Below are 21,316 nucleotides of genomic sequence, written 5' to 3'. Positions count from 1 at the left end.
TAAGGCCTAATTCCTTAAAAACTTGTCTTGAGTGATCTCAAAGCTTATTAACCAGTTCGTGTAGTGGGACCGGTGGTGATGATGCTGGAAGCTGTATGGAAATTCTTCAATCAGTACTTCTGGGAACCGATGTTCACGAGAAGCGGCTACAATCCCATCAACACCCTTGTCTACGCACTGCTCTTCGGGCTCGGTGTAGTCTACTCGTACCGTTACATAATCAAACCATTAAAAATCAAGGTTGATGAGAGGCTCTTCTGGGCCGTGACGCCGATGGTGGTCTTTGGTGCAACCCTCAGGGCACTCGTTGATGGGGGGGTGCTTCCCCAACATCCCCTCCTCCTGACGCCGGGCATATTCTTCACGGCGTTCTTCCTAATAGTTCCGGCCCTCGTCGCCGACGCCAAGCTGAAGACTTATCCAAAAATAACGATAGTATGGGGAACGATCTTGGCCCTCTGGGCAAACTATCTCCTCATCACCCACGCCAAGAACTGGAAACCGTATGAGCTCACGATGATCCATACCCTGATTTCATGGGCCATAGTACTTGCATTCTACAAGTGGAGGCCCTTTGATAAGCTCTATCTCTATGCCGTCCTCGCCCACTACTACGACATGGGCTCCACCGTCGTTGGCCTGCACTATTACGGTTACAGAGAGGTGCACTGGATTGAGCACCATCTCGTCCAATGGTTCGGGGCCTACATATACTACCCCTGGATAACGGTAATCCTCATCGCCGTCTACTACGGCCTCAAATACCTCGTCCCCGACGAGGAGGAGAGGCGTTTCTGGTACCTGGCGATTTACGTCCTCGGCCTCGGTCCCGCAATAAGGGACCCGGCACAGATGGTGCTCCAGATCTGACGCTTTCTCTCTCCCTTTTATCTTGATCACTGAGAGTCCTGCCCTCTTCTATCTCCTTTCTCAGGAGCTTAGCATCTTCCTCGGCTTTCCTCACGCGGAAGACCCTTGCGATTCTCTCTATCGCTTCGAGCTTCCTGACGATGCCGTCGAGCCACGTGAAGACGTCTCCGGGGTAAACGATTAGGCCGTAGACCTTCCTGAAGTGCTCCGCTATCTGGGTCGGGTGCTTCCCGCTCCTGCGGAGCTCGATTATCAGGTTTCCAACGCGCTCCATCGCGTACTCGGTGCAGTCTTCTTCACCACACATGAAGAACTCCTGATAAATCGTGAACAGCCTCTCGGCCGCGTTCGGACTGAGCTCTGGAATAACCTTCTCAAGCTCTTCCAAGATGGAAGCAAAGCTCGGCGAGAAGACGTTGGCGCTGAGCCTTCCTCTCACAGCCCCCTCAAGCTCCCGCTGGAGCGTTCCGCTCAGGTAAAGGTTCTCGAAGGGGTGAAGCTTGAGCGCAATCCAGCGAGCGGGCTTTTCGCGGAGGCTCTTTCTTATGAACTCGGCCTCCTTCGGAAGGAGGAAGCTCATGCTGACCGCTCGCCCGTAGGGCGTGACCTCGACGAAGGGCTTTTTGAGCCTCACGAGCTCAAACTCCTCAAGCTTTTCCAAGACCTTCTCGGCGCTCTGGTTGGCCCCCAAGCAACGCTCCTGAACCTCCTCAATGACGTCAAGCCGATTGAAGACACAGGAGTGAGCCAAGACGTTGTCCTGCTCAAGCTCGTCGCTCCATTCCACAGTTACGGGCTCTATCGGAGCGGTCAGGAGCTTGAAGGCAACCTCCTCCTCGGTGCCCTCCATCTGGGCCGAGTACTTTCTCCCGGGCTCGACTATGAGGTAGACCTTGCCCTTCTCGTGGTAGAGGGGCCTTCCGGCCCTTCCGAGCATCTGATGGAACTCCCTAACGCTGAGCCACTTGTTGCCCATCGCGAGGCTCTCGAAGATGACCTGGCTTGCTGGAAAGTCAACGCCCGCTCCAAGGGCAGCGGTTGTAACGACTACATCAAGCCTCTGAGCCAGAAATTCCATCTCCGTGAGCTTTCTCTGTTTGTAGGGCAAACCGGAGTGGTAGGGTTTCGCTCGAAGGCCCTTGCTTGTTAGATATGCGGAAAGTTCATGCGTCCGCTTCCTTGAGAACGTGAAGACTATCGTCTGCCCCCTGTAGCCCTGTCTCGACTTTCTCATCGCCTCGGCCCTGCAGAGGTTGGCTATGTGGCGCCACTTCTCGGACTCGTTGCGCGCTATGATGATGTGCCTTTCCAGGTCAACCGGCCTCTCGTCGTAGAGCACCAGCTTGAGGCCGAGCTCCTTGGCCAGCTCCTCGGGGTTCCCAACGGTCGCGCTCAGGCCTATGAACTGGGCCTTTGGGTAAAGTCTCCTCAGCCTCGCTATTAGTCCGTCGAGCCTCGGCCCGCGCTCCTCATCGTCGAGCGTGTGTATCTCGTCTACCACAATCGTCCCGACGTTTCCTATCTTCCTTCCGGCGCGGAGGAGGTAGTCTATTCCCTCGTAGGTTCCCACGATGATGTCGGCGTCAATCCCGGTGTCAACGACTACCAGCTCGTCCCTCGTCTTAATCCGGCTCATTCCAACGCGAATGGCAACGCGGAGGCCGAGCTTTGAATACCTTCTCTTAAAGTCCTCGTACTTCTGATTGGCAAGAGCGACGAGAGGAACCAGAAAGAGGAGCTTTTTCCCACTCATAGCCTTGGGAACTCCAGCTAATTCGCCGATCAGCGTTTTACCGCTCGCCGTTGCGGAAACGACGAGTAAGTTCTCCCCCTCAAGGAGGCCGTTCTTAACGGCCAAACTCTGAACGGGGAGGAGCTCCTTTACCCCCTCAGCCTTCAGAACCTCCTTGAACTTCTCCGGGAGTGAGAGCTCGTCAACGCGGATTTTTTCAACCTTGATGTGCTTGGCCTTCAGCTCATCCCATTTGGTAACTTCCGGGTGCTTCGTCGGGTCAAAGCGCGGGTCGAAGGCGTAGAGCACTTTATCGAGGTCCCTAAACCTGTCGAGGAGCTTTTTCGCCTGGTCGAACATCGCTATGCTGTTGAACCTAAAGCGGAGCTCCCTCTTCAGCTCGTCCTCCGCACAGCGCTCGCAGATGTACTCGTTGCGGTACTTTATCCTGTTGCCGGGCGTTAAGACTGTTATCCTACCCTCAAGGAGGCAGAGACGGCACAGCTCGGCCTTTTCCACCCTTTTGTTCTGGAGCCTCCTCCTGAAGTAGTCCTCCCACTCGTCCGCGTTGACGAGAACGATTCTCGCCTGGCGGAGGAGCTTTTCAATCTCCTTCGGGTTGCGGTACTGGCTTCCTTCCAGAACCTTGAAGAGCCTTCCCTCCCGCATTATGAGGCGGAATATCCTCTCTGCCTTCAGGTTCCTCATTTCACTCAGCTTCTCGGGCTCGTTCTCGATGAAAAATGCCTCAAGCTCGTTCTTCTTCCTTCCGGGCCTGATAACGAAGAGCATCTTCACCGCCTCGGCCAGCCGTCCACTCATCACACCTCAGAGTCGGGAGGCGTCCTCATAGGCCGCTTCAAGTAGGCGGGAGGATTTATAAAGGCTCCCCGTAAGAAAAGCTTATAAACGCACCCTTCAAAGTGGCGTTAGGTCTAACTCAGGATCATCTGGGGTGAGAAAAATGGCTATCTGGCAGGGAAGGTCACTCAAAAAGCCTTCGGGTGGGAGGATTGTCCTCGCCCGGAAGAAGAGGAAGAGGGAGCTCGGAAGAGAGCCAGCTAACACTCGCGTTGCTGAGGAAAGGGAAAAGAGGAAGATAATCAGAACCTACGGTGGAAACAGGAAGGTTCGCCTCGTAGAGGCTCTCTACGCGAACGTCTTCGAGGGTGGAAAGGGCAGGAAGGTCAAGATACTCAACGTCGTCGAGAACCCGGCCAACAGGCAGTACGCGAGGAGAAACATCATCACCAAGGGAGCGATAATCGAGACCGAGATCGGCAAGGCTGTGGTCACCAGCAGGCCCGGCCAGGACGGAGTTGTTAACGCGGTTCTCCTCAAGGAGGAGAACGCCTGAACTCTTTTCTAATTTGCCTTTTGGTCTTGTTCTGAGTGCGGTCTTGTGGGGGATTGAAGAAAACAGTATTGTACCGTTAAGACCATAAACCTCAAAAAGTTAACGGTAGCGTAAAGTCTTCAGGGTTTGCTGTGTTAACGATAAATGTTGAAAGCGCACGCCCTACCTCAAACCCCCTCCCTGAACTTCGAGAGCTCCCTTTCCATAATCTTCTTTGCCAGCTCCCTCGCCTTCGGCTCGACGACCGCTATTACCCTCTTCTTGAGCTCGTCAAGGCCTTCCCCAGTTAGGGCGGAAATCTTGACGGGCTCAAGCCCCTTAGCCCTGACGAACTCTTCAACCGTCCTGACCTTTTCGTCGTCTGCAATGTCGACTTTGTTGATGGCCACGATGAACGGGAACTCGCCGAACTCGTTCAGTATCTCCTCGAAGAGGTGCATTTGCTCTTCGATTGGGAAGCCGCAGTACTCGCTCGGGTCGAAGATGTAGACGATGACGTCTCCAAGGTGCTTCAAAGCGAGTATCGCCTGTTTCTCAACCTCGTTCCTCTCACTGAGCGGTCTGTCGAGCAGACCTGGCGTGTCTATGACCTGGTATCGGAGGTAGTGCTCCTCGAACTGGCCGACGTTTATGCCCTTCGTCGTGAATGGATAGCTCGCCACCTCGGGCTTCGCGTTGGTTAAAGCCCTCAAAAGCGTGCTCTTGCCAACGTTGGGATGGCCGGCTATGACCACCGTCGGGAGCTCCAAATCGACGACCGGCAACTCCTTGAGAACGTTTCTGGCCTGATTCAGATAGCGCAAATCGTCGTCAATCTCGTGGAGTATGTCTGCAACACGGCCGTAGAAGGCCCTTCTAAGCTTGGCTATCCCCTTCGGGTCGCGCTCGTAGCGTATCTTCTCGACGTAGCGTTGCTCGAGGTTCCTGATGGTCTTTATCGCCCAGTTCACCCTGGCCAGCGAGCGGTGGAACTGATCCCTATCGACGAGCGTGTCAACGAGCTCCTGATAGAACTTCGGGAGCGTTGAGACGCCGGGCGTTCTGTCGAGTATCTTCCTGAGGTTGTCGCGAACGACGTTCGAAACCGTTCTAACGCGGAGTTCTTCTCGCTGTCTCGCCTTCGCGACCTTCCCGCCGGGCGGGTTGTAGGCAGAGGCAGCCCTTTCGGCCCTCCTGAAGGCCTTGTCGATGAGCTCGTCAGCGGTAAGAACCGTCGGCATCTTCTCAAACGGATTCTTCATTCTCACCCCTCCCCAATCTCGCGGAGAAAAGGTTGGGGAGGGGCCTTAAAAAGGTATTCAATCGAGCGAGCGGTAGAGCACAACCCCAACGAGGGAAGACATGGCAACGAGGAAGAGCAACACGAGACTCATCAGCTTCCCGACGTGGGACAAGTCGGTGAAGCCGGCTATCACCAGCAGGAAGAACACCGCAACGAGAAGAAGGCCGAGCTTTTCGAAGAGGCCTTCGTACCTGTTAAGTTTGTCAACTATCACCCCAAGCCCCATATTTTCACCCCCATCTGGTGCTCTCTAAAAACCAAAATGGTGCGAAAATATAAAAACCTATCGCAGGTCAAGGGAAAGATTTATCTCCTGAGGGGGGGTACATACTCTGATCCTCATGCTCGGCTTCATCATTGCCCTCCTCACGGGCCTCCTGACGGCACTGATAGTCCTCTTCCCCGCCTCTGCAGTAGTTTTTTCCATGGACGTAAACCTGCTCGTTCCCGCCTACGCTGGAGCTCTGGTCGCTCTGCTCTTTTACTTCAGGGAACTCCTGTCAAAGGAGCCCATTATGGCGCTCAAGGGCTTTAGCCCGGCTCAACTCAGGTACGCTATCCTTGCAACGACACTGACCCTCGTGCTTGGGTTCCTTCCCAGGTTATCCGGAGGAAAAGTGGAACTGGCAATCGCTGGGATTATCGTCGCCCTCCTCCCCGCGATTGCCTACGGCTTCAAACCGCTGGAGGGGCTGAGAAAAACCTTTGAGGAGGAACCAACGCCGGTGGACGCAGTCTCCGTTGGAATCGCTCATGCCCTGGCTATCCTATTCAGCCTACCGAGGGGGGGAATGAGCGCTCTGGCACTGGCTCTTTCTGGCTACGATGCAAAGAGAATCCTGAGGTTCTCGCTCCAGGTTGCACCTGCTTACCTAGTCGTCGAGATCATCAGGGCCGGCCAGTGTCAGCCGAGACCGAAGTGGCTCGGACCCCTCACCTTCGCGTCATCGTTCTTCGTGACGTTCCTCCTGGTCTGGCTCCTCTTTAAACTGACCGAAAGGCTTGAAAGCAGAACTTTCCTAGCCTTTTACGGCGTCGTTGGGGTTATACTGTACCTGATGGGGGTGTTAATTTGAAGGCTGTTGTACTCGCGGCTGGAAAGGGGGAGAGACTCAAACCCCTCACCGATGACCGGCCAAAGGTCATCCTCAAGGTCGCGAACAGACCGATAATAGAGTATGTGATGGAGAACCTTTATCCCTTCGTGGACGAGTTCATAATAGTGGTCCGCTACGAGAAGGAAAAGATCATTGAGACCCTTGGAGACGAGTTCGGAGGAAAGCCGGTAACCTACGTTGAGCAGCGCCCGGGTGAAGGAACCGCCAAGGCAGTGGAATCCGCGAGGGAACACGTTGGGGACGAGGAGTTCATAGTGGCGAACGGCGACATCTACTTCGAGGTTGAGGCCATAAAAGAGCTCGTATCCGCATTCAGGAGGGAGAAAGCAGACGCGGCGCTCGTTCTCAAGCACTTCGAGGATCTGAGCCACTTCGGCAAAGTCGAGGTGAAAGAGGGCAGGGTAGTGGGGATTCTTGAAAAGCCCGGAAAGGTTCCCGGCTACGCGAACCTCGGGATATATCTCTTCAGGCCGGATGTTTTTGAGTTCATCGGGGAGACTCCCCTCAGCGAGCGGGGGGAGTACGAGATAACGGACACGATCAACCTTATGATCAAGGCAGGCAAGAAGGTCGCCTACGCCGTTTATTCTGACTATTGGAACGACATTGGACGGCCTTGGAACCTTCTCGAGCTCAATGAGTATCTCCTAAAAACCAAACTCAGGCACGAGATACGGGGCACTGTTGAGGAGGGGGCCACGATAATCCCGCCAGTTGAAATAGGGGAGGGAACCGTCGTCAGGAGCGGGGCCTACATAATCGGCCCAGTAAAGATCGGGAGGAACTCCCGGGTAGGGCCTAACTGCTTCATAAGACCCTACACGAGCATAGGTGACAACTGCCACATTGGTAACGCCGTTGAAGTCAAAAACTCCATCATAATGGACAACAGCAACGCACCCCACCTCAACTACGTCGGCGACTCGATAATCGGGGAGAACGTTAACCTCGGGGCGGGGACGATAACCGCCAACCTGAGGCACGACAGGACTAACATCAAGGTCGAGATCAAGGGCAAACTAGAGGACAGCGGCAGACACAAGCTCGGGGCCATAATCGGGCACGGGGTGAAGACTGGAATAAACGTCAGCATCTACCCCGGCAGGAAGATAGGGAGTCACTCCCTCATAGGGCCCGGGGTCGTCGTCGATAGGAACGTTCCCCCTGGAACGATGGTTCTCCTCAGGCAGGAAAAGGTCGAGAAAAGGGTGAGATGATGTCCGAGTTCATCCCTCTCCTGAACTTCCTTTCAAGGTGGGTGCTCTTCGGAACGGTCGCATGGAAGGCCTACAAAACCCGGGACAAGGGCTGGGCCCTCCTCGCGGCGGCACTTTTCATCGGGGCCCTCGACATAGAGACGTACATACTCACCCCCCTCGGAATAGAGATTCCCCAGCCCGCTTACGATGTCGCCTCCAAAGTGCCCGACTTCTACATAGCCCTGCTAACTATATGGGGGACGCTGCACCTCAGGTACGAAAAAACGAACTTTAATCACGTGGTTTACCTCTCCCTCCTCCTCATTGCCTCCTACGTCTGGCTCTTCCTCCTCGCGATAAACTTCTTTGGAAGCAACTTCGCGGTCAAGGCCAGCTTTCCTTCCCTCCTCCTTGGGGCATCCCTGATATACGTCAGTTACGTTCTCTGGAACCACGTTATTTCCAGAAGACTTCTCGACAGACTCTTTCCGATTGGCCTCTGCACAGTGGGCCTGCTGAACCTGACGTATCCCATCGGGAGGCCCGTTGAGTGGTACTCCACCATTGCCTTCTTCCTTGCGGCAGTTGGAAGGCTTCTTGCGGCCATAGGAGCCTTTACATTCGTGTTCTATCCACTGTCTGAGCCAATTAAGAAAACCAAAGCTCCCGAGATTGTCCAAGGAGCGTACCTCGCCAGAGACAGGAAGGAAGTCCAGAAAATCCTTCCTAATTTCTTTGAGAACGACATGATAGCCGTTACGAGACTTTCACCGGTCGAAATTGCTGGAAAGTTTACACCCGCTTCAATGGTGTTCTGGATAACGAAGGCGAAGGAGGGGCAGGTCTCCGATAACCCCAAGGTAATAGCGATCTCGCCAGCAAAGCTGGGCATACTCCAAGACCTGATCATCAGGGAGATCGAGAGGGGCTACCGGATAGTTTACGTTGACGCCTTTGAGTACCTTGTGGTAGAGGTTGGCTTCCAAGTGGCATTTAAATTCCTGCTTTCGGTGAGGGACTTCGTGCTGTCCAACGGTGGTACCCTCGTCCTCGTTGCGAACCCTGAAACCCTGAGGGAACAGGAATGGAAGCTCGTGCTGAGGGAGTTCACACCACTAAAAAGCCTGAAGAAAGCAGAGAAAAATCCAAAGGAGTGACTACTTCCCCTCCATCGACTCCCGGAGGAAGTCTTTCGCCTCGTCGCTGAACTTTGATAGGGGAACCTCCTCCCCGAACTTATCGTACACCTTACCATCGCGGAAGTTTATCTCAAAGATCTCGTACCTCTCCTCACTTTTCTCGTGGAGCTTTATTCCGTGACCCCTGAGATGAGACTCAAGGTTGTCGATATCAACGTACTTACCGCACTTTTCGCACCTGTAAAACTGCCAGAAAACATAATCCTGGCCGATTACAGCGTTCTCCTTTATGTGCTCAATGAGCCTGCCGCCGAGGTACTCATAGACGTCCTCCTGCTTGAGGGAGTTTCCGTTTTCGACGACTTTGAAACCGCTCCAGACGATGTGGTCATGTATATCACTCAGAGTTGCCCTCGCGTACTTGTACGTCATGACGAAGGCCCCATTGTGAACCGCGAAGACACCCTTCTCAGGAACCGCTATGATCACGATGCCCCTCTCGTTTAAGCCATCGGCAATTTTCAGGGCGTGTTCTCTGTTGTCGGCGGCGAGTATGAGAACCCTTATCCCGCTCTTCTTGTGAATTCCCTCTATGGCATCATCACGTATGTTCCAGTGGTAATCGTCAAGGTAACGAACCTGTGTGTAGACCCTTTTCATCCTCGGACTTAGACTGCCGTAGTCCATGCTCCCCACCGCATAGGGATGGGCGTGAACGTTAATAAACTTTAGTGAAAAAACTTAAAAACGAGCCGCGGGGCAAAGCTTTTTAATCGTTTCACCAAATGAAGGAAGGTGATAAAAGATGGCAAAGGACAAGACGACCCTTCCCCCAACCGGCGCAGGACTCATGAGATTCTTCGATGAGGACACAAGGGCGATTAAAGTCAGTCCAAAGGGTGTCATCGCGATAGTCCTCGTGCTCATAGCCTTTGAAGTGTTCCTGCACCTCTTCGGACCGAGCATCTTTGGATGATCTCACCCCATTAAATGTTTTCTCTTCTCGTAATCTTGCCCGTGCCAGTCCGAGGAGCGAGTTCTGAGCTCTATCATGTGGGCAACCATCTCGGCCTTTCTCTTAGCTTCCTCAACGTTCCTGTCCCAGGCTATGGCAACGCCGAGCCTCCTGCCAGGGTAAGCCTCTGGCTTTCCAAAGAGCCTAACGGTAGCGTTCGGGACGCCTAAGGCTTTAGACAGTCCGCGGAACCTCGGCGAGTAGCCCGAGACGTTGGCCTTGATAACGTGCGTTGCCGCTGGAGTCAGGAGCGGGAACAGACGATAGCCGTTTACCCACTCACCCGGAATCGGCAGACCGAGGACGGCCCTGAGGTGAAGTCCGAACTCGGAGAATCCGGTTGGGTGAGAAGCTAAAGTCACCATCCCCGTGTCGTGAGGCCTCGGCGAGACCTCGTTGGCCCAGACCTTGTCCCCCTTCACGAACATCTCTACACCGAACAGTCCGAGACCGCCGAGGACATCGGTGATGCGCTTCGCTATCCTGTAAACCTCGCGCTCGGCCTTTTCGCTTATCTCTGCTGGCTGCCAACTAGCGTGATAGTCGCCGTCAATCTGGTAGTGGCCGACGGGCTTCGGGAAGGTAGTAACCACCTCGCCGTTCTCGTCGTAGTGCCTCACCGCCAGCTCGGTTATCTCAACGTCGAAGTCTATGTGCTCCTCAACGATTATCTTGTCAGCGCTACCGCGGGCTTTCTTTTTAGCGACTTCCCATGCCTTGGGGATGTCTTCCGGGCCTTCAACGAAGTACGAACCCTTACCCGAGGAGCTCATTATCGCCTTGGTATGGCAGGGATAGCCTATCCTCTCGCAGGCCTCGTAGAGCTCATCGAGCGTGGTCGCGTAGGCGTAGCGTGAGGTAGGAACCTTAGCCTCCTTCGCTAGGGTTTCTCTCGTCCTCTCGCGGTGCATTGCTATCCAGGTCGCTCTCGCGTTCGGAACCACGAAGTAGCCGTCCTTCTCAAGCTCGAAGAGGGCGTCGAGGTTAATCGCCTCAATCTCGGGGATTATCGCATCGGGCTTCTCCCTCTCGACGACGGAGAAGAGGAAGTCCGCATTACGCATGTCGCCGACGTAGGAGCGGTGGGCAACCTGCATGGCCGGGGCGTTGGCGTATCTATCGACAGCCACAACCTCGACGCCGAGCCTCTGAGCCTCAATCGCTATCTCCTTTCCGAGTTCTCCACTCCCAAGAAGGAGTATCTTCTGTGCAGAATCCGTCATAGCCGTTCCGAGCTCATCGCGGGGCTTACTCATCCGCACCACCTCAAACGTCACAGTGTTTGACGTTTTAGTGTTAAAAGCTTCGAATATTTAAGGATTTTTTAGCAGGAAAATGGCAAACCTTTTAAGCCCACTCACGAACTCCCACAGGTGGTGCTCATGCTGACCTATGCCCAGGCCGGAGTGGACGATGAGAAAACTGTCAGAGCTTTGAAAAACATCATAGGCCTTGCGAGGGAGACGTTCAAGTTCAGGAGGGGAAAGCCCGGGGAGCCTGCAGAAAACCTCGGCCACTACTCTGCGCTCCTCGACTTTGGGAACTTTTACCTCGCTATGACGACAGACGGCGTCGGAACGAAGGTTCTCGTCGCTGAGGCGGTTGGCAAGTTCAACACGATAGGGATAGACATGATAGCGATGAACGTGAACGACCTGCTCTGCGTTGGGGCTGAGCCTATAGCCCTCGTTGACTACCTCGCCGTTCGCGAGCCGGATGAGAAAATATTTGCCGAGATAGCGAAAGGCCTCTACGCTGGAGCGGAAAAGGCGGGGATAGCGATAGTGGGCGGGGAAACGGCTGTGATGCCTGACCTCATAAACGGCTTCGATTTGGCAGGAACTGCCATCGGAATCGTCGAGAAGGGGAAGGTAATCACCGGCGAGGAGATGAGGCCCGATGACGCTGTAATAGGAATTTCGAGCTCGGGAATCCACTCCAACGGCCTGACCCTCGCGAGGAAGCTCCTAATCCCGAAGTACGGCCTCGACTACGAGTACGAGGGAAGAAAACTCTGGGAGTGGCTTTTGGAACCAACGAGGATTTACGTGAGGGCGGTTCTTGAACTGCTCGAAAGGGTAGAGGTTCATGGGCTGGCCCACATAACCGGGGGAGGACTGATCAACCTCAAGCGCCTCACGAACTACGGCTTCTCCCTTGAGATGCCTCCAATAGAGGGAATATTCAAGCTAATCCACGAGAACGGCGTTCCGCTGGAGGAGATGTTCAGGGTCTTCAACATGGGTGTGGGCTTCGTCGCGATTGTTCCCCCGGAGGAGAAGGAGGAGGCTCTGGGGATTCTCAACAAGTATTATGAGAGCTTTGAGCTCGGAAGGGTTACAAAGGAGCCCGGAATAAGGGTCGAGAACTACGGGATAAAGCTTTAATCTCCCCGGCCTTTTGTTTTTCAGGTGTTGGTATGGAGCTTACCGTGAGGAGAAAGGCCTTCCTTGAGGAGCTACCGGGGGTTGTCGAGGAGGCCGTTAAAACTTATGGAATCTGGCTGAGGAGGATAGAAATAGAAGAGGACGAGAAAGGTTGCTACACGGTGCTAATCATCTATGAGTCGGAGATTCACCGGTAAGCCTCTCGTAGAGCTTCTCATAAGCTGAAATCAGGTCACCTTTGTCAAAGCGGAAGACATCCTTGTCAAGGCTCTCCTTCGTTTCTGCGTCCCAGAATCGGCAGGTGTCCGGGCTAATCTCGTCCCCGAGGACTATCTCTCCCCTCTCATTCTTCCCAAACTCGAGCTTGAAGTCCACGAGGATTATCCCGCGCTCGGTGAAATACTTCCTGAGAACCTCGTTGACCTTGAGGGCAATTCTCTCCATTTCCCTGACTTCCTCCTCGCTTACCCCCAGAACCTTGGCGTGGTAATGGTTAATCATCGGGTCGCCGAGGCCGTCGTCCTTGTAGTAGAGCTCAACTATCGGCTCAGGAAGCTCCGTGCCCTCTTCAAGGGGGAGGCGCTTCTTCAGGCTTCCGGCGACAACGTTCCTGACGACAACCTCGAGGGGGTACATCTTCAAGCGCTCGACGATAAGCCTGTTGTCCCCAGCGATTCCGATGAAGTGAGTCTTTATTCCGTTCTCCTCAAGAACTTTGAATAGAACCGCGCTGATCTGGGCGTTGAGCCAGCCCTTACCCTTGAACCGGGCCTTCTTTTTGCCATCGAAGGCGGTGGCATCGTCCTTGAACTCAAGGATGACCTTTCCATCGTCGAGCGGGATTACCCTCTTGGCCTTACCCTCGTATACCTCCACATGAATCACCATTTTTGTGTAAAACTTACCTGCTTTTAAGTGTTATTTTGCCTGATTACTGTCAAAAACTGGGCAAAGTTTTTAAGCATGGACAGCTAAACTCGACCAGCTTAATGGAGCGCCATTAACTTTCACGCGTCAATCGGTGGTGGCGATGCGAGAGAAGTGCGGAATCTTTGCAACGCTCTCGGAGAACTCAGCAAAGAAGGCATACTACGCCCTGCTCGCTCTCCAGCACCGCGGACAGGAGAGCGCGGGAATAAGCGTCTGGAGGCATAGAATAAGAACCGTCTCCGGACCGGGTCTTGTCCAGGATGTTTTTAAGGGACCGGTTTTGGCCAAAATTAAGTCAAACCTCGCAATAGCACACGTCCGCTACTCCACCTCCGGCTCGCTCAACGAGACCCAGCCCCTCGAAACGGAGTGCTGTGGGATGAGAATCGCGGTGGCGCACAACGGGACGCTCACCAACTTCAGACCCCTCCGCGAGAGGTATGAAAAGCTCGGCGTCAGGTTTCGCCACTCCGTTGACTCCGAACTGCTCGGGATTTCCTTCCTCTGGCACCTCCACGAGACGGGGGACGAGTTCGAGGCTATGAGAGCCGTTTTTGGCGAAGTCAAAGGTGCCTACTCCGTTGCACTCCTCTTCGACGGCAAAATCCTCGTGGCGAGGGACCCCGTTGGCTTCAGGCCCCTGAGCTACGGAACCGGGGATGGCCACTATTTCGCGAGCGAGGATTCTGCATTAAGGTTATTCGTTAACGAGTCTGAGAACGGAGAAATAAGGGACGTTGAACCCGGAGAGGTCTTCCTCCTCTCGGAAAACGGCGTTGAGAGCAAGGTTCTCGCCAGGGAAAGCCACCACCACTGCGTTTTCGAGTACATCTACTTCGCGAGGCCGGACAGCGTCCTGGACAGGACAAATGTTTACAGCGCGAGGGTCAGGATGGGAGTAGAGCTAGCCCGAGAGAGCCCGGCCGAGGCTGACGTTGTCATAGCGGTTCCCGATTCTGGAAGAGCCGCCGCCCTCGGCTTCTCACGGGAGAGCGGGATTCCCTACGCTGAAGGCCTGATAAAGAACCGCTACATCGGGAGGACCTTTATAACCCCTGGCCAGTTCAACCGTGAGCTGAAGGTCAAGCTCAAGCTCTCGCCGGTTAGGGAAGTTATCGCCGGGAAGAGGGTCGTTCTGGTCGACGATTCCATAGTCAGGGGCACGACGATGAAGAGAATCGTCGCGATGCTCAGGAAGGCCGGCGCGAGGGAAGTCCACGTCAGAATCGCCTCGCCGCCGATAAGGTACCCCTGCTACATGGGTATCGACATCCCCACGAGGCACGAGCTCATAGCGGCCTTCGGAGGGGTGGAAAAGGTTAGGGAAGCAATAGGCGCCGACAGCCTGGCTTACCTCAGCGTTGAGGGCCTGAAGAGGGCCGTTGGCAGGGAAGATCTCTGTCTGGCATGTCTCACGGGTGAGTATCCGGAGTGGGCGTTCAGGTTTTAATTGATGTCAAAATTTGTAGAACAAGTCGGCTCCTTTTAAGATTGTGAAGGCTTCATATTTTACACCCCAAAGCTCCAAGAAGTCCCTGAAGCGGTAAGTGTGCTCTATTGGAACGACAACTACCCAAGCCCCCCACTGTTCACCGTTCAGCTCCTTGAGGAGGCCGCTCTTCATGTCCCTGCCCTTGAGCGCGTACTGGAAGCGAACCCTGTCCTTCCGCGGAAGGCCTTCAAGGGTGAAACGGAAGAGAGCATATGCTTTCCCATTCATTAGCTCTGCCATTGATTTGTTCTTTGTGAGAGAAAATCCCTCTATGATGACCCCCAAGCTTGCGAGGTTGTTCGGGTCGAAGAGCTCTTCAAGGCTCATGGCCCTGATGTCGAGTTTGGCATTTGTGAGTATTTTGGAGAGCTCTCTTTTGAGTTCGAGGATGAGATTCCTAAGCTCCAAGGCGGGAAGTTTCGTCCTCGTTAGTATCATGAGGTCGAGGTCGTTGGGTTTCTCTTTCCCGAGGACAGTTGAACCGTAGAGGACAACGTCGAAGACCTCACTATGATTCTCTACGAAGTTTTTGACTGTTTCGTGGAGTGTTCCTTGGAGGGTAAAAAATTGAAGGGGCTCAGAGCTGAGAGTAGAGGTTGTGGACGTCATTTTTCAGCACCTCCACCCATTCCTTTGTAGCCCTCATGAGGTAGGCCTTGCGGTAGTTGTTGAAGTGGAAGTCCACGATGTCATAGATGTCAGGATATTTCTCTTCGAGAATCCTAAAGCGCTCAGTGTGATTCCTCGGGAGTTTCCCTGTGTCGCGGAGGATTATGTAGTCGCAGATTGCCACGAGGGCTTTGAAGTAGAGGTTGAGGGCCGAGTTGTAGTGGCCTTTGTTGTAGAGATAATCAGCGTCCTCAAGGTACTCCTGAGCGTTGACCTTGAGTTCGTCAAGGTTTACCATGCCGTTCCCTCGTTATCATGATAACAAAAAACTCGTATATAAGTTTTGCGGTTTGCATGATAACAATCAAGAAAGAAAAACACTAAAATGTTATCATGGTAACAAAAGAAGGCTGAGCATATCATGGGGCCTTCATTTTCTTAACCCGACACGCCGAGAACTTGAACTCGGGCGTTCCGGCCTTGTTCAGGGCCGGACTGGTAATCCGGTTCGCCTTGAAGTGGAAGGGGATTGCAACGAGCCCCTCAGGGACGCCGCCGACCTTCGCGCGCATCCTTATTCTCCCGCGCCTCGTTTCTATATCCACCCAGTCTCCATCGGTGATTCCAAGCCTTTTCGCATCTTTCTCGTTGATCATGACCTTAGGTTCGCCCATTAACTTGACTAGTGAGGGACTCCTCAGCGTCATCTCGCCCGTGTTGTAGTGGTTTATCAGTCTGACAGTCGTTAGAATCAGCGGGAACTCCTCACTCGGCTCCTCCCAGGGTGAAATCCTCTCGACGGCCATGAAGCGGGCCTTTCCGTCGGGCGTCGCGAACTCCCACGTGTGCAACCTCTTCCTCGGCAGGAATATTCCCTCGCCGTTCTTGAGTTCATCAACGCTTCTCTCCTCGAGCTCCGGGAAAAGACGGAAGTATTCTACCGTTATCTCCTCAACTCGGGTGTAGTTGAAGCCCGGAAGCCCGAGCGCCCGGCCGAGCATCGCCAGAATCTCCCAGTCGGGCTTTGAGTCAGCGTAGGGCTCGCAGACTTTGTGGCTCCACTGGATTCTTCGCTCGCTGTTCATGTATGAGCCCTCCTTTTCGCAGAAAGCTGAGGCAGGGAGGACGTAGTGGGCGTAGCGCGCTGTTCTCGTCATGAAGACATCCTGAACGACGAGGAGGTCGAGCTTTCTCAACGCCCGTCTCACGCGCGTAAAGTCGGCCTCGCTCACCGCAGGGTTCTCGCCGACAATATAGAGGGCCTTTAGGTCACTCCTTTCGATGGCATCCCACAGCTCCGTCAGGTAGAGCCCCCTCTCGGTCGGCAGGTCGTCAACGCCCCAGAGCGAGGCGACTCGCTTTCTAAAGCGTTCGTCGGTGAGAGGAACGTAGCCAGGCAGGAACTCGCTCAGCGCGCCCATATATGCCGCTCCCTGGACGTTGTTCTGCCCGCGCATAGGGTAGAGGCCGCCCTTTTCCCCGATGTAGCCGAGGAGCAGTGCAAGGTTTATCACCGCTAAAACGTTCTCAACGCCAGAGACGTGCTGGGTTAGACCCATTCCCCACATTATGGCCCCACTTCCGGCCAGGGCAAAAGCCCTCGCGACCTCCCGTATCGTCTCCGCTGGAATTCCAGTTACGGTCTCCGCGTACTCCGGGGTGTACTTCATAACAGCCATCCTGACCTCTGAAAAACCGCTCGTCCTAGAGCGAACGAACTCCTCGTCGTAGAGCTCCTCCCCGGTTATCACGTTCGCCATCGCGTTAGCCAGGACTATGTCTGTCCCGGGCTTTATTATGAGTTTGTAATCAGCAAAGGCCATCGTCCGCGTTTCCCTGACGTCCACGACGATTACCTTAGCCCCTCTCCTCTTGGCCCTGAGGACATAGTTCATAACGACGGGGTGCGTTTCAGCGGGGTTATATCCCCATATCAGGACGGCGTTGAAGTTCTCAAGGTCTTCATAGGGGTTCGTCTGCGCGCCGGTTCCGACGGCGAGCTTGAGCGCGTGAACGCTCGCTTCGTGGCACAGCCTTGCGCAGTTGTCTATGTTGTTCGTGCCAAACAGGCGTGCAATCTTCTGGAGGAGGTAGTTTTCCTCGTTGCTGATTTTCGAGGACGAAAGAAACGCCACCGCATCGGGACCGTAGAGCTCCCTAATCTCGAGGAGCTTGTTCGCTATCTCCTCTACCGCAACCCCCCAGCTGATTGGAACCATTGCGGAACCAACCCTCTTGAGGGGCCTCTTCAGCCTTCCCTGGGAGCGGACGAACTCGAGCGAGTAGAGGCCTTTGGGGCAGAGCTTCCCCCTGTTCGGCTGACCCGGATAAGGTTTGGCCCTCATGCTCTTCTCGTCAACGAGGAGCCTGCACCCGAAGCCGCAGAAGGGGCACACGACCGTTTTCACGCTACCACCTAATTGGCAAGAAAAAGTTAAAATTAAAAAGCTTTATGGCTAAAATTAACGAAAACTTGTTAAAAGTCAAAGTGCCTTCCGCAGGAAGTACTCGTGGACCCTCGTGTCCTCCGTCAGCTCCGGGTGGAACTCGAGGCCGATGAGGTTATCCTGCTCGACGCCAACAACCCTGTCGCCGAGCCACGCAATAGGCTTCACCTTGTCGCTGAGGAGCTCCACTATCCTCGGGGCACGTATGAAAACTCCCGGAAACGGCTCATCGCTGAAGGCGAGCTTTACCGGCGCCTCGAAGCTGTCCACCTGCCTGCCGTAGGCGTTTCTGTTCACTTTAACGTCGAGGAGCTCGAGGAACCTCTGCTCTGGAGTGGCGCCTATTACCTCCTTCGAGAGCATTATCAGGCCCGCGCAGGTGCCCATAATGGGGAGTCCCTCTTCGCCGAGCTTCCTGACGGGCTCGAGGAGGCCGTTTTTCTGCATGAGTCTCGATATCGTCGTGCTCTCTCCTCCAGGTATTATGATCGCCGAGATCCCCTCAAGCTGTTCAGGTTTTTTGAGCCAGATCACTTCTCCACTCACTCCGAGGTTTTCGAGTGCTCTTTGAGCCGCCTCGATGTGCTCGCTGACGTCTCCCTGGAGGCCTATAACGCCTACCTTGACCATTTCAACCCCTCCAAAAGAGTGGAAAAGGGCTCAGACGCCCCTCTCCTCGAGCCTAACCTCAAGCTCCTCAATGTCCTGACCGCGCATCGGCTCGCCGATTTCCTTGCTTATCTCGACGAGCACATCGGGCTCGTCCCAGTGGTTCACGGCCTCGACTATGGCCCTCGCCATCTTCGGCGGGTTGGAGCTCTTGAAGATGCCCGAACCGACGAAGACGCCGTCCATGCCCATCTGCATCATCAGGGCGGCATCGGCGGGCGTTGCAACTCCTCCAGCGGCGAAGTTAACGACCGGAAGGCGGCCAAGCTTCTTTATCTCGAGGAGTATCTTGTAGAGGCCCTCAACGATCTCGCGGTAGGTGTAGTGGCCGTAAACCGGCTCGTTCTCGAGGACCTGCTTTGGCAGGCCGCTGATCTCCCTGACCTCGAAGGCCAGCCTGAGGTATGGCTCGGCGAACTTCTCGGCGACGCCGTAGATCTGTTCGTCGGTCATGCGCTGGAGCAGGGCGATGTTGTCCTTCAAAAGCCTGACGTGCCTGACGGCCTCGATGATGTTTCCTGTTCCAGCTTCGCCCTTCGTCCTCATCATCGCGGCCCCTTCCCATATCCTCCTGACGGCCTCCCCGAGGTTCCTGTTGCCGCAGACGAAGGGAATCTTGAACTCGCGCTTGTCGATGTGGAAGTACGGGTCAGACGGCGTCAGAACTTCGCTCTCGTCGATCATGTCAACACCCAAAGCTTCGAGGATTCTCGCCTCGGCGACGTGGCCGATCCTAACCTTCGCCATAACCGGAATGGTCACTGCGTCCATTATCTCCTGGATCTTCTCTATCGGGGCCATCCTCGCGACTCCGCCAGCTTTTCTGATGTCAGCTGGAACGCGGTGGAGGGCCATGACTGCGACTGCTCCGGCTTCCTCAGCGATTCTCGCCTGTTCGGCATTGGTGACGTCCATGATGACTCCGCCCTTGACCATCTTGGCGAAGCCCCTCTTCAGTCTCTCGGTACCTTTCTTCTCAATAATGTCGAGCTTTCCCATACGGATCACCCCTTTTGGCTTTCCTTCAGATTTGGATTTGAAAAAGAGAATATAAGCCTTGCCACAGGTATGGAACGGTTTGGATGAAAAATGTTTAGAAAAACGCATCGAAAGCCGAAGGGGTTCACCGGATGGTGAATGTGATGATAAGGCTAAAAGAAGTCCATGAGCCAGTCTTCGAGGGTTACCGGTTTAATCGAAACAGGTCTCTGGCCGTTTCTAATCCTCTCTACCAGCTCGTCCAAATCGTTGACAACGACCGACCCATCGGAGAATACTGCCTTGAAGCCCCCGATATCTTGGAGTTCTTTCCCGTGGAGGTTTCTGAGAACCTTTCCGTTGTAGAGCACGACGAGGCTGTCTATTTCCTCGATGTTCGTGAAAACGTGGGAGACGATGACTATGTTGCGCTCCCGCTTGAGCTCCATGAAAACCTCCATCATCCTCTTCTTGGCCACTATGTCCACGTTGCTGAAGGGCTCGTCGAGAAAGACGACCTTTGGAGAGCCAACGAAGGCGCTTGCGACCAGAAACCTCCGCTTGTATCCCTGGGAGAGCTCAGAGAATCTCTTGGATTCAACATTGCGGAGCTCAAACATTTCCATTACTTCCCGGGAATTGTCCTCACCCCTCCACTCGCCTATTGCGCTCAGGTACTCGCCAACCTTTATGGAGGGGGACAGGTTGGTCTTTTCAAAGGAGAAGGAGATCTCCCCCTTAGTCAGATCCCCGTAGTCCTTGCCCAAAACCTTTATTTCGCCGGCATCGGGATATGTTATGCCGCTTAGTATCTTTATGAACGTTGTCTTCCCGCTTCCGTTGGGTCCGAGGATAAACGAGAGTCCCTCGCTCAGCTTAAAGCTGACGTTGTCGAGCGCCTTCGTGTCGCCGTAGGATTTACTCAAACCCGAGCACTCTAAAAGCATACCCAAACACACCCCCCGAGAGCACAACACCGAGAAGAACTCCCCACGGCATGCCCACCTTTGGATGGAGCTCAACTTCAACATCGTCGCTCGTGTTGAAGACGCCAACCAGCCTGACCGCGCGCAGAGATGTCCTGAAGTGGCCTCCATGCCTTCCCTCGACGGTCAGAACAGTCACGTTGTCTCCTTGCACTGAGTACTCACCCGCGAGCGGCAGGGTCGTGTCAACGTACTGAACCGTATAGGTCTCGGGATCATAACCCGTCTGGTAGAACACGATGTTTACTTTTTCCTGGGCCATAGACTGGAAGAGCAGGAACGTGAAGGCCGCGAACAGAAGCGATGACACCAGCAGTGTTTTGAACAGCCTCAATAGTACTCACCCCGTTCAAATTTGTGAAGCGCAATGAAAGCTGAGACAAACAGAAGGCCCAGCCCCGCGATCGACCACGTGTTGAGCAGCTTCACATCAACCCAGAGGGCGTTTAAGAGCCTATAGTAGGGAAAGAAGAGATCCCCCGCTCCCGTGAATGAGGTGAGGGAAACGAGAAACGAAACAATGACCGGATAAGCGGGCTCACAGGTGTAGAATCCCACGAGGGCTGTTAGGGTTACACCCCACATGCCCGAGAGAAAAAGCACCACAAAGAGCCAGAGACCCTTATCAAAATCGAAAGGTAGTCCAGCCTTCAAGGGGAAGACAGAGTAAGCGAAGAGAGCAAGGATTATTGAAACGTAGGCGGAGTACACAATTATAGGAGCGGTTCTGTAGAGCAGGACCCTTTTCTTGTCTCTCACCAGCCCTATCTCAAACGCCATCGTGCCATCGGAGAGCGGCCGGATGAGAATCAGAGAGGAAACAAGGGTAACCCCGATGAAAACACCCAAAAGAAGAACCCTTAAACCCTTCGTGAAGATGTCCTTCTGAACATCCGAAACCCGGTAGAAGAAATCACCCAGCCCCTCCAAGGTTCGATGGAGGGAGGCGTTCAGCTGATCCGGGGGAGTCATGAAGGAGCGCTGGGTAACGCCAACTGAGATGGGCTCACTCATAACGTACCATGCTGAGCCCGCTATAATGAGGGGAAGGAGGATCATCACGGCGAGCAGAGACCTCTTGGAGGATATCTCAACTCCCACCGGCT

At 54.4% G+C, this 21,316-nt stretch carries 23 protein-coding genes; 9 read left to right on the top strand and 14 right to left on the bottom strand.

Annotated features, from left to right (window positions below; genetic code table 11):
* Positions 1–81 precede the first annotated feature (81 nt).
* The gene (locus TGAM_RS03290) at positions 82–870 is read left to right on the top strand and encodes a DUF63 family protein (protein WP_048811076.1); all 789 of its coding nucleotides are present in this window, start codon (positions 82–84) and stop codon (positions 868–870) included.
* Here TGAM_RS03290 and TGAM_RS03285 read toward each other — a convergent pair.
* Positions 758–3,394 carry a DEAD/DEAH box helicase gene (locus TGAM_RS03285; RefSeq protein WP_015858267.1) on the bottom strand — a complete coding sequence of 879 codons (2,637 nt, stop codon included), beginning with the start codon at positions 3,392–3,394 and terminating at the stop codon, positions 758–760. The two genes, TGAM_RS03290 and TGAM_RS03285, sit on opposite strands and share 113 nt — an antisense overlap.
* 172 nt (positions 3,395–3,566) lie before the next feature.
* On the opposite strand from TGAM_RS03285, the gene TGAM_RS03280 reads away from it, so the two are divergent.
* The gene (locus TGAM_RS03280; protein WP_015858266.1) at positions 3,567–3,959 is read left to right on the top strand and encodes a 30S ribosomal protein S8e; all 393 of its coding nucleotides are present in this window, start codon (positions 3,567–3,569) and stop codon (positions 3,957–3,959) included.
* A 167-nt stretch (positions 3,960–4,126) separates the two neighbouring features.
* On the opposite strand, the gene TGAM_RS03275 is transcribed toward TGAM_RS03280, so the two are convergent.
* Both TGAM_RS03275 and TGAM_RS03270 read right to left on the bottom strand, forming a co-directional pair.
* Positions 4,127–5,200, bottom strand: a complete 1,074-nt coding sequence (locus TGAM_RS03275; RefSeq protein WP_015858265.1) for an NOG1 family protein — start codon at positions 5,198–5,200, stop codon at positions 4,127–4,129.
* Between the two features lie 57 nt (positions 5,201–5,257).
* The gene (locus TGAM_RS03270) at positions 5,258–5,467 is read right to left on the bottom strand and encodes a hypothetical protein (protein ID WP_015858264.1); all 210 of its coding nucleotides are present in this window, start codon (positions 5,465–5,467) and stop codon (positions 5,258–5,260) included.
* A gap of 115 nt (positions 5,468–5,582) precedes the next feature.
* On the opposite strand from TGAM_RS03270, the gene TGAM_RS03265 reads away from it, so the two are divergent.
* From TGAM_RS03265 to TGAM_RS03255, 3 genes are read left to right on the top strand one after another with little or no spacing between them, the layout of a single operon-like run.
* A complete protein-coding gene (locus TGAM_RS03265) occupies positions 5,583–6,317 on the top strand; it encodes an undecaprenyl-diphosphate phosphatase (RefSeq protein ID WP_015858263.1) in 735 nt (244 codons plus the stop codon).
* Entirely contained in the window at positions 6,314–7,576 is a 1,263-nt protein-coding gene (glmU, locus tag TGAM_RS03260) for a bifunctional sugar-1-phosphate nucleotidylyltransferase/acetyltransferase (protein WP_015858262.1), read from the top strand. The genes TGAM_RS03265 and glmU overlap by 4 nt, the downstream gene beginning before the upstream one ends.
* Positions 7,576–8,715: a DUF835 domain-containing protein gene (locus TGAM_RS03255; protein ID WP_015858261.1), complete on the top strand. Its 1,140-nt coding sequence runs from the start codon at positions 7,576–7,578 to the stop codon at positions 8,713–8,715. Before glmU ends, TGAM_RS03255 begins: the two co-directional genes overlap by 1 nt.
* Here the strand turns inward: TGAM_RS03255 and TGAM_RS03250 are convergent, their stop codons facing one another.
* Positions 8,716–9,384 (bottom strand): TBP-interacting protein (tip), encoded by a 669-nt coding sequence (locus TGAM_RS03250; protein WP_015858260.1) that lies wholly within the window; start codon positions 9,382–9,384, stop codon positions 8,716–8,718.
* A 118-nt stretch (positions 9,385–9,502) separates the two neighbouring features.
* On the opposite strand from TGAM_RS03250, the gene TGAM_RS03245 reads away from it, so the two are divergent.
* Positions 9,503–9,673: a preprotein translocase subunit Sec61beta gene (locus TGAM_RS03245; RefSeq protein WP_015858259.1), complete on the top strand. Its 171-nt coding sequence runs from the start codon at positions 9,503–9,505 to the stop codon at positions 9,671–9,673.
* Between the two features lie 2 nt (positions 9,674–9,675).
* On the opposite strand, the gene purT is transcribed toward TGAM_RS03245, so the two are convergent.
* The gene (gene purT / locus TGAM_RS03240; protein WP_015858258.1) at positions 9,676–10,968 is read right to left on the bottom strand and encodes a phosphoribosylglycinamide formyltransferase 2; all 1,293 of its coding nucleotides are present in this window, start codon (positions 10,966–10,968) and stop codon (positions 9,676–9,678) included.
* Positions 10,969–11,094: 126 nt separating this feature from the next.
* Between purT and purM the strand changes: the two genes are divergently transcribed.
* Positions 11,095–12,099, top strand: a complete 1,005-nt coding sequence (gene purM, locus TGAM_RS03235) for a phosphoribosylformylglycinamidine cyclo-ligase (protein ID WP_015858257.1) — start codon at positions 11,095–11,097, stop codon at positions 12,097–12,099.
* 32 nt (positions 12,100–12,131) lie between these two features.
* A complete protein-coding gene (locus TGAM_RS11225; RefSeq protein WP_015858256.1) occupies positions 12,132–12,296 on the top strand; it encodes a hypothetical protein in 165 nt (54 codons plus the stop codon).
* On the opposite strand, the gene purC is transcribed toward TGAM_RS11225, so the two are convergent.
* Entirely contained in the window at positions 12,268–12,975 is a 708-nt protein-coding gene (gene purC / locus TGAM_RS03230) for a phosphoribosylaminoimidazolesuccinocarboxamide synthase (protein WP_015858255.1), read from the bottom strand. The two genes, TGAM_RS11225 and purC, sit on opposite strands and share 29 nt — an antisense overlap.
* A gap of 154 nt (positions 12,976–13,129) precedes the next feature.
* Between purC and purF the strand changes: the two genes are divergently transcribed.
* The gene (gene purF, locus TGAM_RS03225) at positions 13,130–14,479 is read left to right on the top strand and encodes an amidophosphoribosyltransferase (protein ID WP_048811074.1); all 1,350 of its coding nucleotides are present in this window, start codon (positions 13,130–13,132) and stop codon (positions 14,477–14,479) included.
* 6 nt (positions 14,480–14,485) lie between these two features.
* Here purF and TGAM_RS03220 read toward each other — a convergent pair whose 3' ends face one another.
* The 8 genes from TGAM_RS03220 to TGAM_RS03185 form a co-directional block, all read right to left on the bottom strand.
* Positions 14,486–15,130: a nucleotidyltransferase domain-containing protein gene (locus tag TGAM_RS03220; protein WP_015858253.1), complete on the bottom strand. Its 645-nt coding sequence runs from the start codon at positions 15,128–15,130 to the stop codon at positions 14,486–14,488.
* A complete protein-coding gene (locus TGAM_RS03215; protein WP_015858252.1) occupies positions 15,099–15,428 on the bottom strand; it encodes a hypothetical protein in 330 nt (109 codons plus the stop codon). Before TGAM_RS03215 ends, TGAM_RS03220 begins: the two co-directional genes overlap by 32 nt.
* A 121-nt stretch (positions 15,429–15,549) precedes the next feature.
* On the bottom strand, positions 15,550–17,538 hold the full coding sequence (gene fdhF / locus TGAM_RS03210; RefSeq protein ID WP_015858251.1) for a formate dehydrogenase subunit alpha: 1,989 nt from the start codon (positions 17,536–17,538) through the stop codon (positions 15,550–15,552).
* Positions 17,539–17,613: 75 nt separating this feature from the next.
* A complete protein-coding gene (pdxT, locus tag TGAM_RS03205) occupies positions 17,614–18,207 on the bottom strand; it encodes a pyridoxal 5'-phosphate synthase glutaminase subunit PdxT (RefSeq protein ID WP_015858250.1) in 594 nt (197 codons plus the stop codon).
* A gap of 30 nt (positions 18,208–18,237) precedes the next feature.
* Complete coding sequence (gene pdxS / locus TGAM_RS03200; RefSeq protein WP_015858249.1) at positions 18,238–19,245, bottom strand: pyridoxal 5'-phosphate synthase lyase subunit PdxS; 1,008 nt, start codon at positions 19,243–19,245, stop codon at positions 18,238–18,240.
* 152 nt (positions 19,246–19,397) lie between these two features.
* Entirely contained in the window at positions 19,398–20,171 is a 774-nt protein-coding gene (locus TGAM_RS03195; protein WP_048811073.1) for an ABC transporter ATP-binding protein, read from the bottom strand.
* Complete coding sequence (locus TGAM_RS03190) at positions 20,143–20,544, bottom strand: hypothetical protein (protein ID WP_015858247.1); 402 nt, start codon at positions 20,542–20,544, stop codon at positions 20,143–20,145. Before TGAM_RS03190 ends, TGAM_RS03195 begins: the two co-directional genes overlap by 29 nt.
* Complete coding sequence (locus tag TGAM_RS03185; protein WP_238516265.1) at positions 20,541–21,311, bottom strand: hypothetical protein; 771 nt, start codon at positions 21,309–21,311, stop codon at positions 20,541–20,543. The genes TGAM_RS03190 and TGAM_RS03185 overlap by 4 nt, the downstream gene beginning before the upstream one ends.
* Between the last annotated feature and the right edge of the window lie 5 nt (positions 21,312–21,316).

This window comes from Thermococcus gammatolerans EJ3 (assembly GCF_000022365.1).
GTDB classification, from domain to species: domain Archaea; phylum Methanobacteriota_B; class Thermococci; order Thermococcales; family Thermococcaceae; genus Thermococcus; species Thermococcus gammatolerans.
Note: the sequence above shows the minus strand (reverse complement) of the source record. Positions and strands in the feature narration are given on the sequence as shown.

What these genes read in the sequence shown, in the direction of transcription:
- TGAM_RS03290 (WP_048811076.1), top strand. Translation starts at nt 82, where the DNA reads ATGCTGGAAGCTGTATGGAAATTCTTCAATCAGTACTTCTGGGAACCG.
- TGAM_RS03285 (WP_015858267.1), bottom strand. Translation starts at nt 3,394, where the DNA reads ATGCTCTTCGTTATCAGGCCCGGAAGGAAGAAGAACGAGCTTGAGGCA.
- TGAM_RS03280 (WP_015858266.1), top strand. Translation starts at nt 3,567, where the DNA reads ATGGCTATCTGGCAGGGAAGGTCACTCAAAAAGCCTTCGGGTGGGAGG.
- TGAM_RS03275 (WP_015858265.1), bottom strand. Translation starts at nt 5,200, where the DNA reads ATGAAGAATCCGTTTGAGAAGATGCCGACGGTTCTTACCGCTGACGAG.
- TGAM_RS03270 (WP_015858264.1), bottom strand. Translation starts at nt 5,467, where the DNA reads ATGGGGCTTGGGGTGATAGTTGACAAACTTAACAGGTACGAAGGCCTC.
- TGAM_RS03265 (WP_015858263.1), top strand. Translation starts at nt 5,583, where the DNA reads ATGCTCGGCTTCATCATTGCCCTCCTCACGGGCCTCCTGACGGCACTG.
- TGAM_RS03255 (WP_015858261.1), top strand. Translation starts at nt 7,576, where the DNA reads ATGTCCGAGTTCATCCCTCTCCTGAACTTCCTTTCAAGGTGGGTGCTC.
- TGAM_RS03250 (WP_015858260.1), bottom strand. Translation starts at nt 9,384, where the DNA reads ATGGACTACGGCAGTCTAAGTCCGAGGATGAAAAGGGTCTACACACAG.
- TGAM_RS03245 (WP_015858259.1), top strand. Translation starts at nt 9,503, where the DNA reads ATGGCAAAGGACAAGACGACCCTTCCCCCAACCGGCGCAGGACTCATG.
- purT (WP_015858258.1), bottom strand. Translation starts at nt 10,968, where the DNA reads ATGAGTAAGCCCCGCGATGAGCTCGGAACGGCTATGACGGATTCTGCA.
- purM (WP_015858257.1), top strand. Translation starts at nt 11,095, where the DNA reads ATGCTGACCTATGCCCAGGCCGGAGTGGACGATGAGAAAACTGTCAGA.
- TGAM_RS11225 (WP_015858256.1), top strand. Translation starts at nt 12,132, where the DNA reads ATGGAGCTTACCGTGAGGAGAAAGGCCTTCCTTGAGGAGCTACCGGGG.
- purF (WP_048811074.1), top strand. Translation starts at nt 13,130, where the DNA reads ATGCGAGAGAAGTGCGGAATCTTTGCAACGCTCTCGGAGAACTCAGCA.
- TGAM_RS03220 (WP_015858253.1), bottom strand. Translation starts at nt 15,130, where the DNA reads ATGACGTCCACAACCTCTACTCTCAGCTCTGAGCCCCTTCAATTTTTT.
- TGAM_RS03215 (WP_015858252.1), bottom strand. Translation starts at nt 15,428, where the DNA reads ATGGTAAACCTTGACGAACTCAAGGTCAACGCTCAGGAGTACCTTGAG.
- pdxT (WP_015858250.1), bottom strand. Translation starts at nt 18,207, where the DNA reads ATGGTCAAGGTAGGCGTTATAGGCCTCCAGGGAGACGTCAGCGAGCAC.
- pdxS (WP_015858249.1), bottom strand. Translation starts at nt 19,245, where the DNA reads ATGGGAAAGCTCGACATTATTGAGAAGAAAGGTACCGAGAGACTGAAG.
- TGAM_RS03195 (WP_048811073.1), bottom strand. Translation starts at nt 20,171, where the DNA reads ATGCTTTTAGAGTGCTCGGGTTTGAGTAAATCCTACGGCGACACGAAG.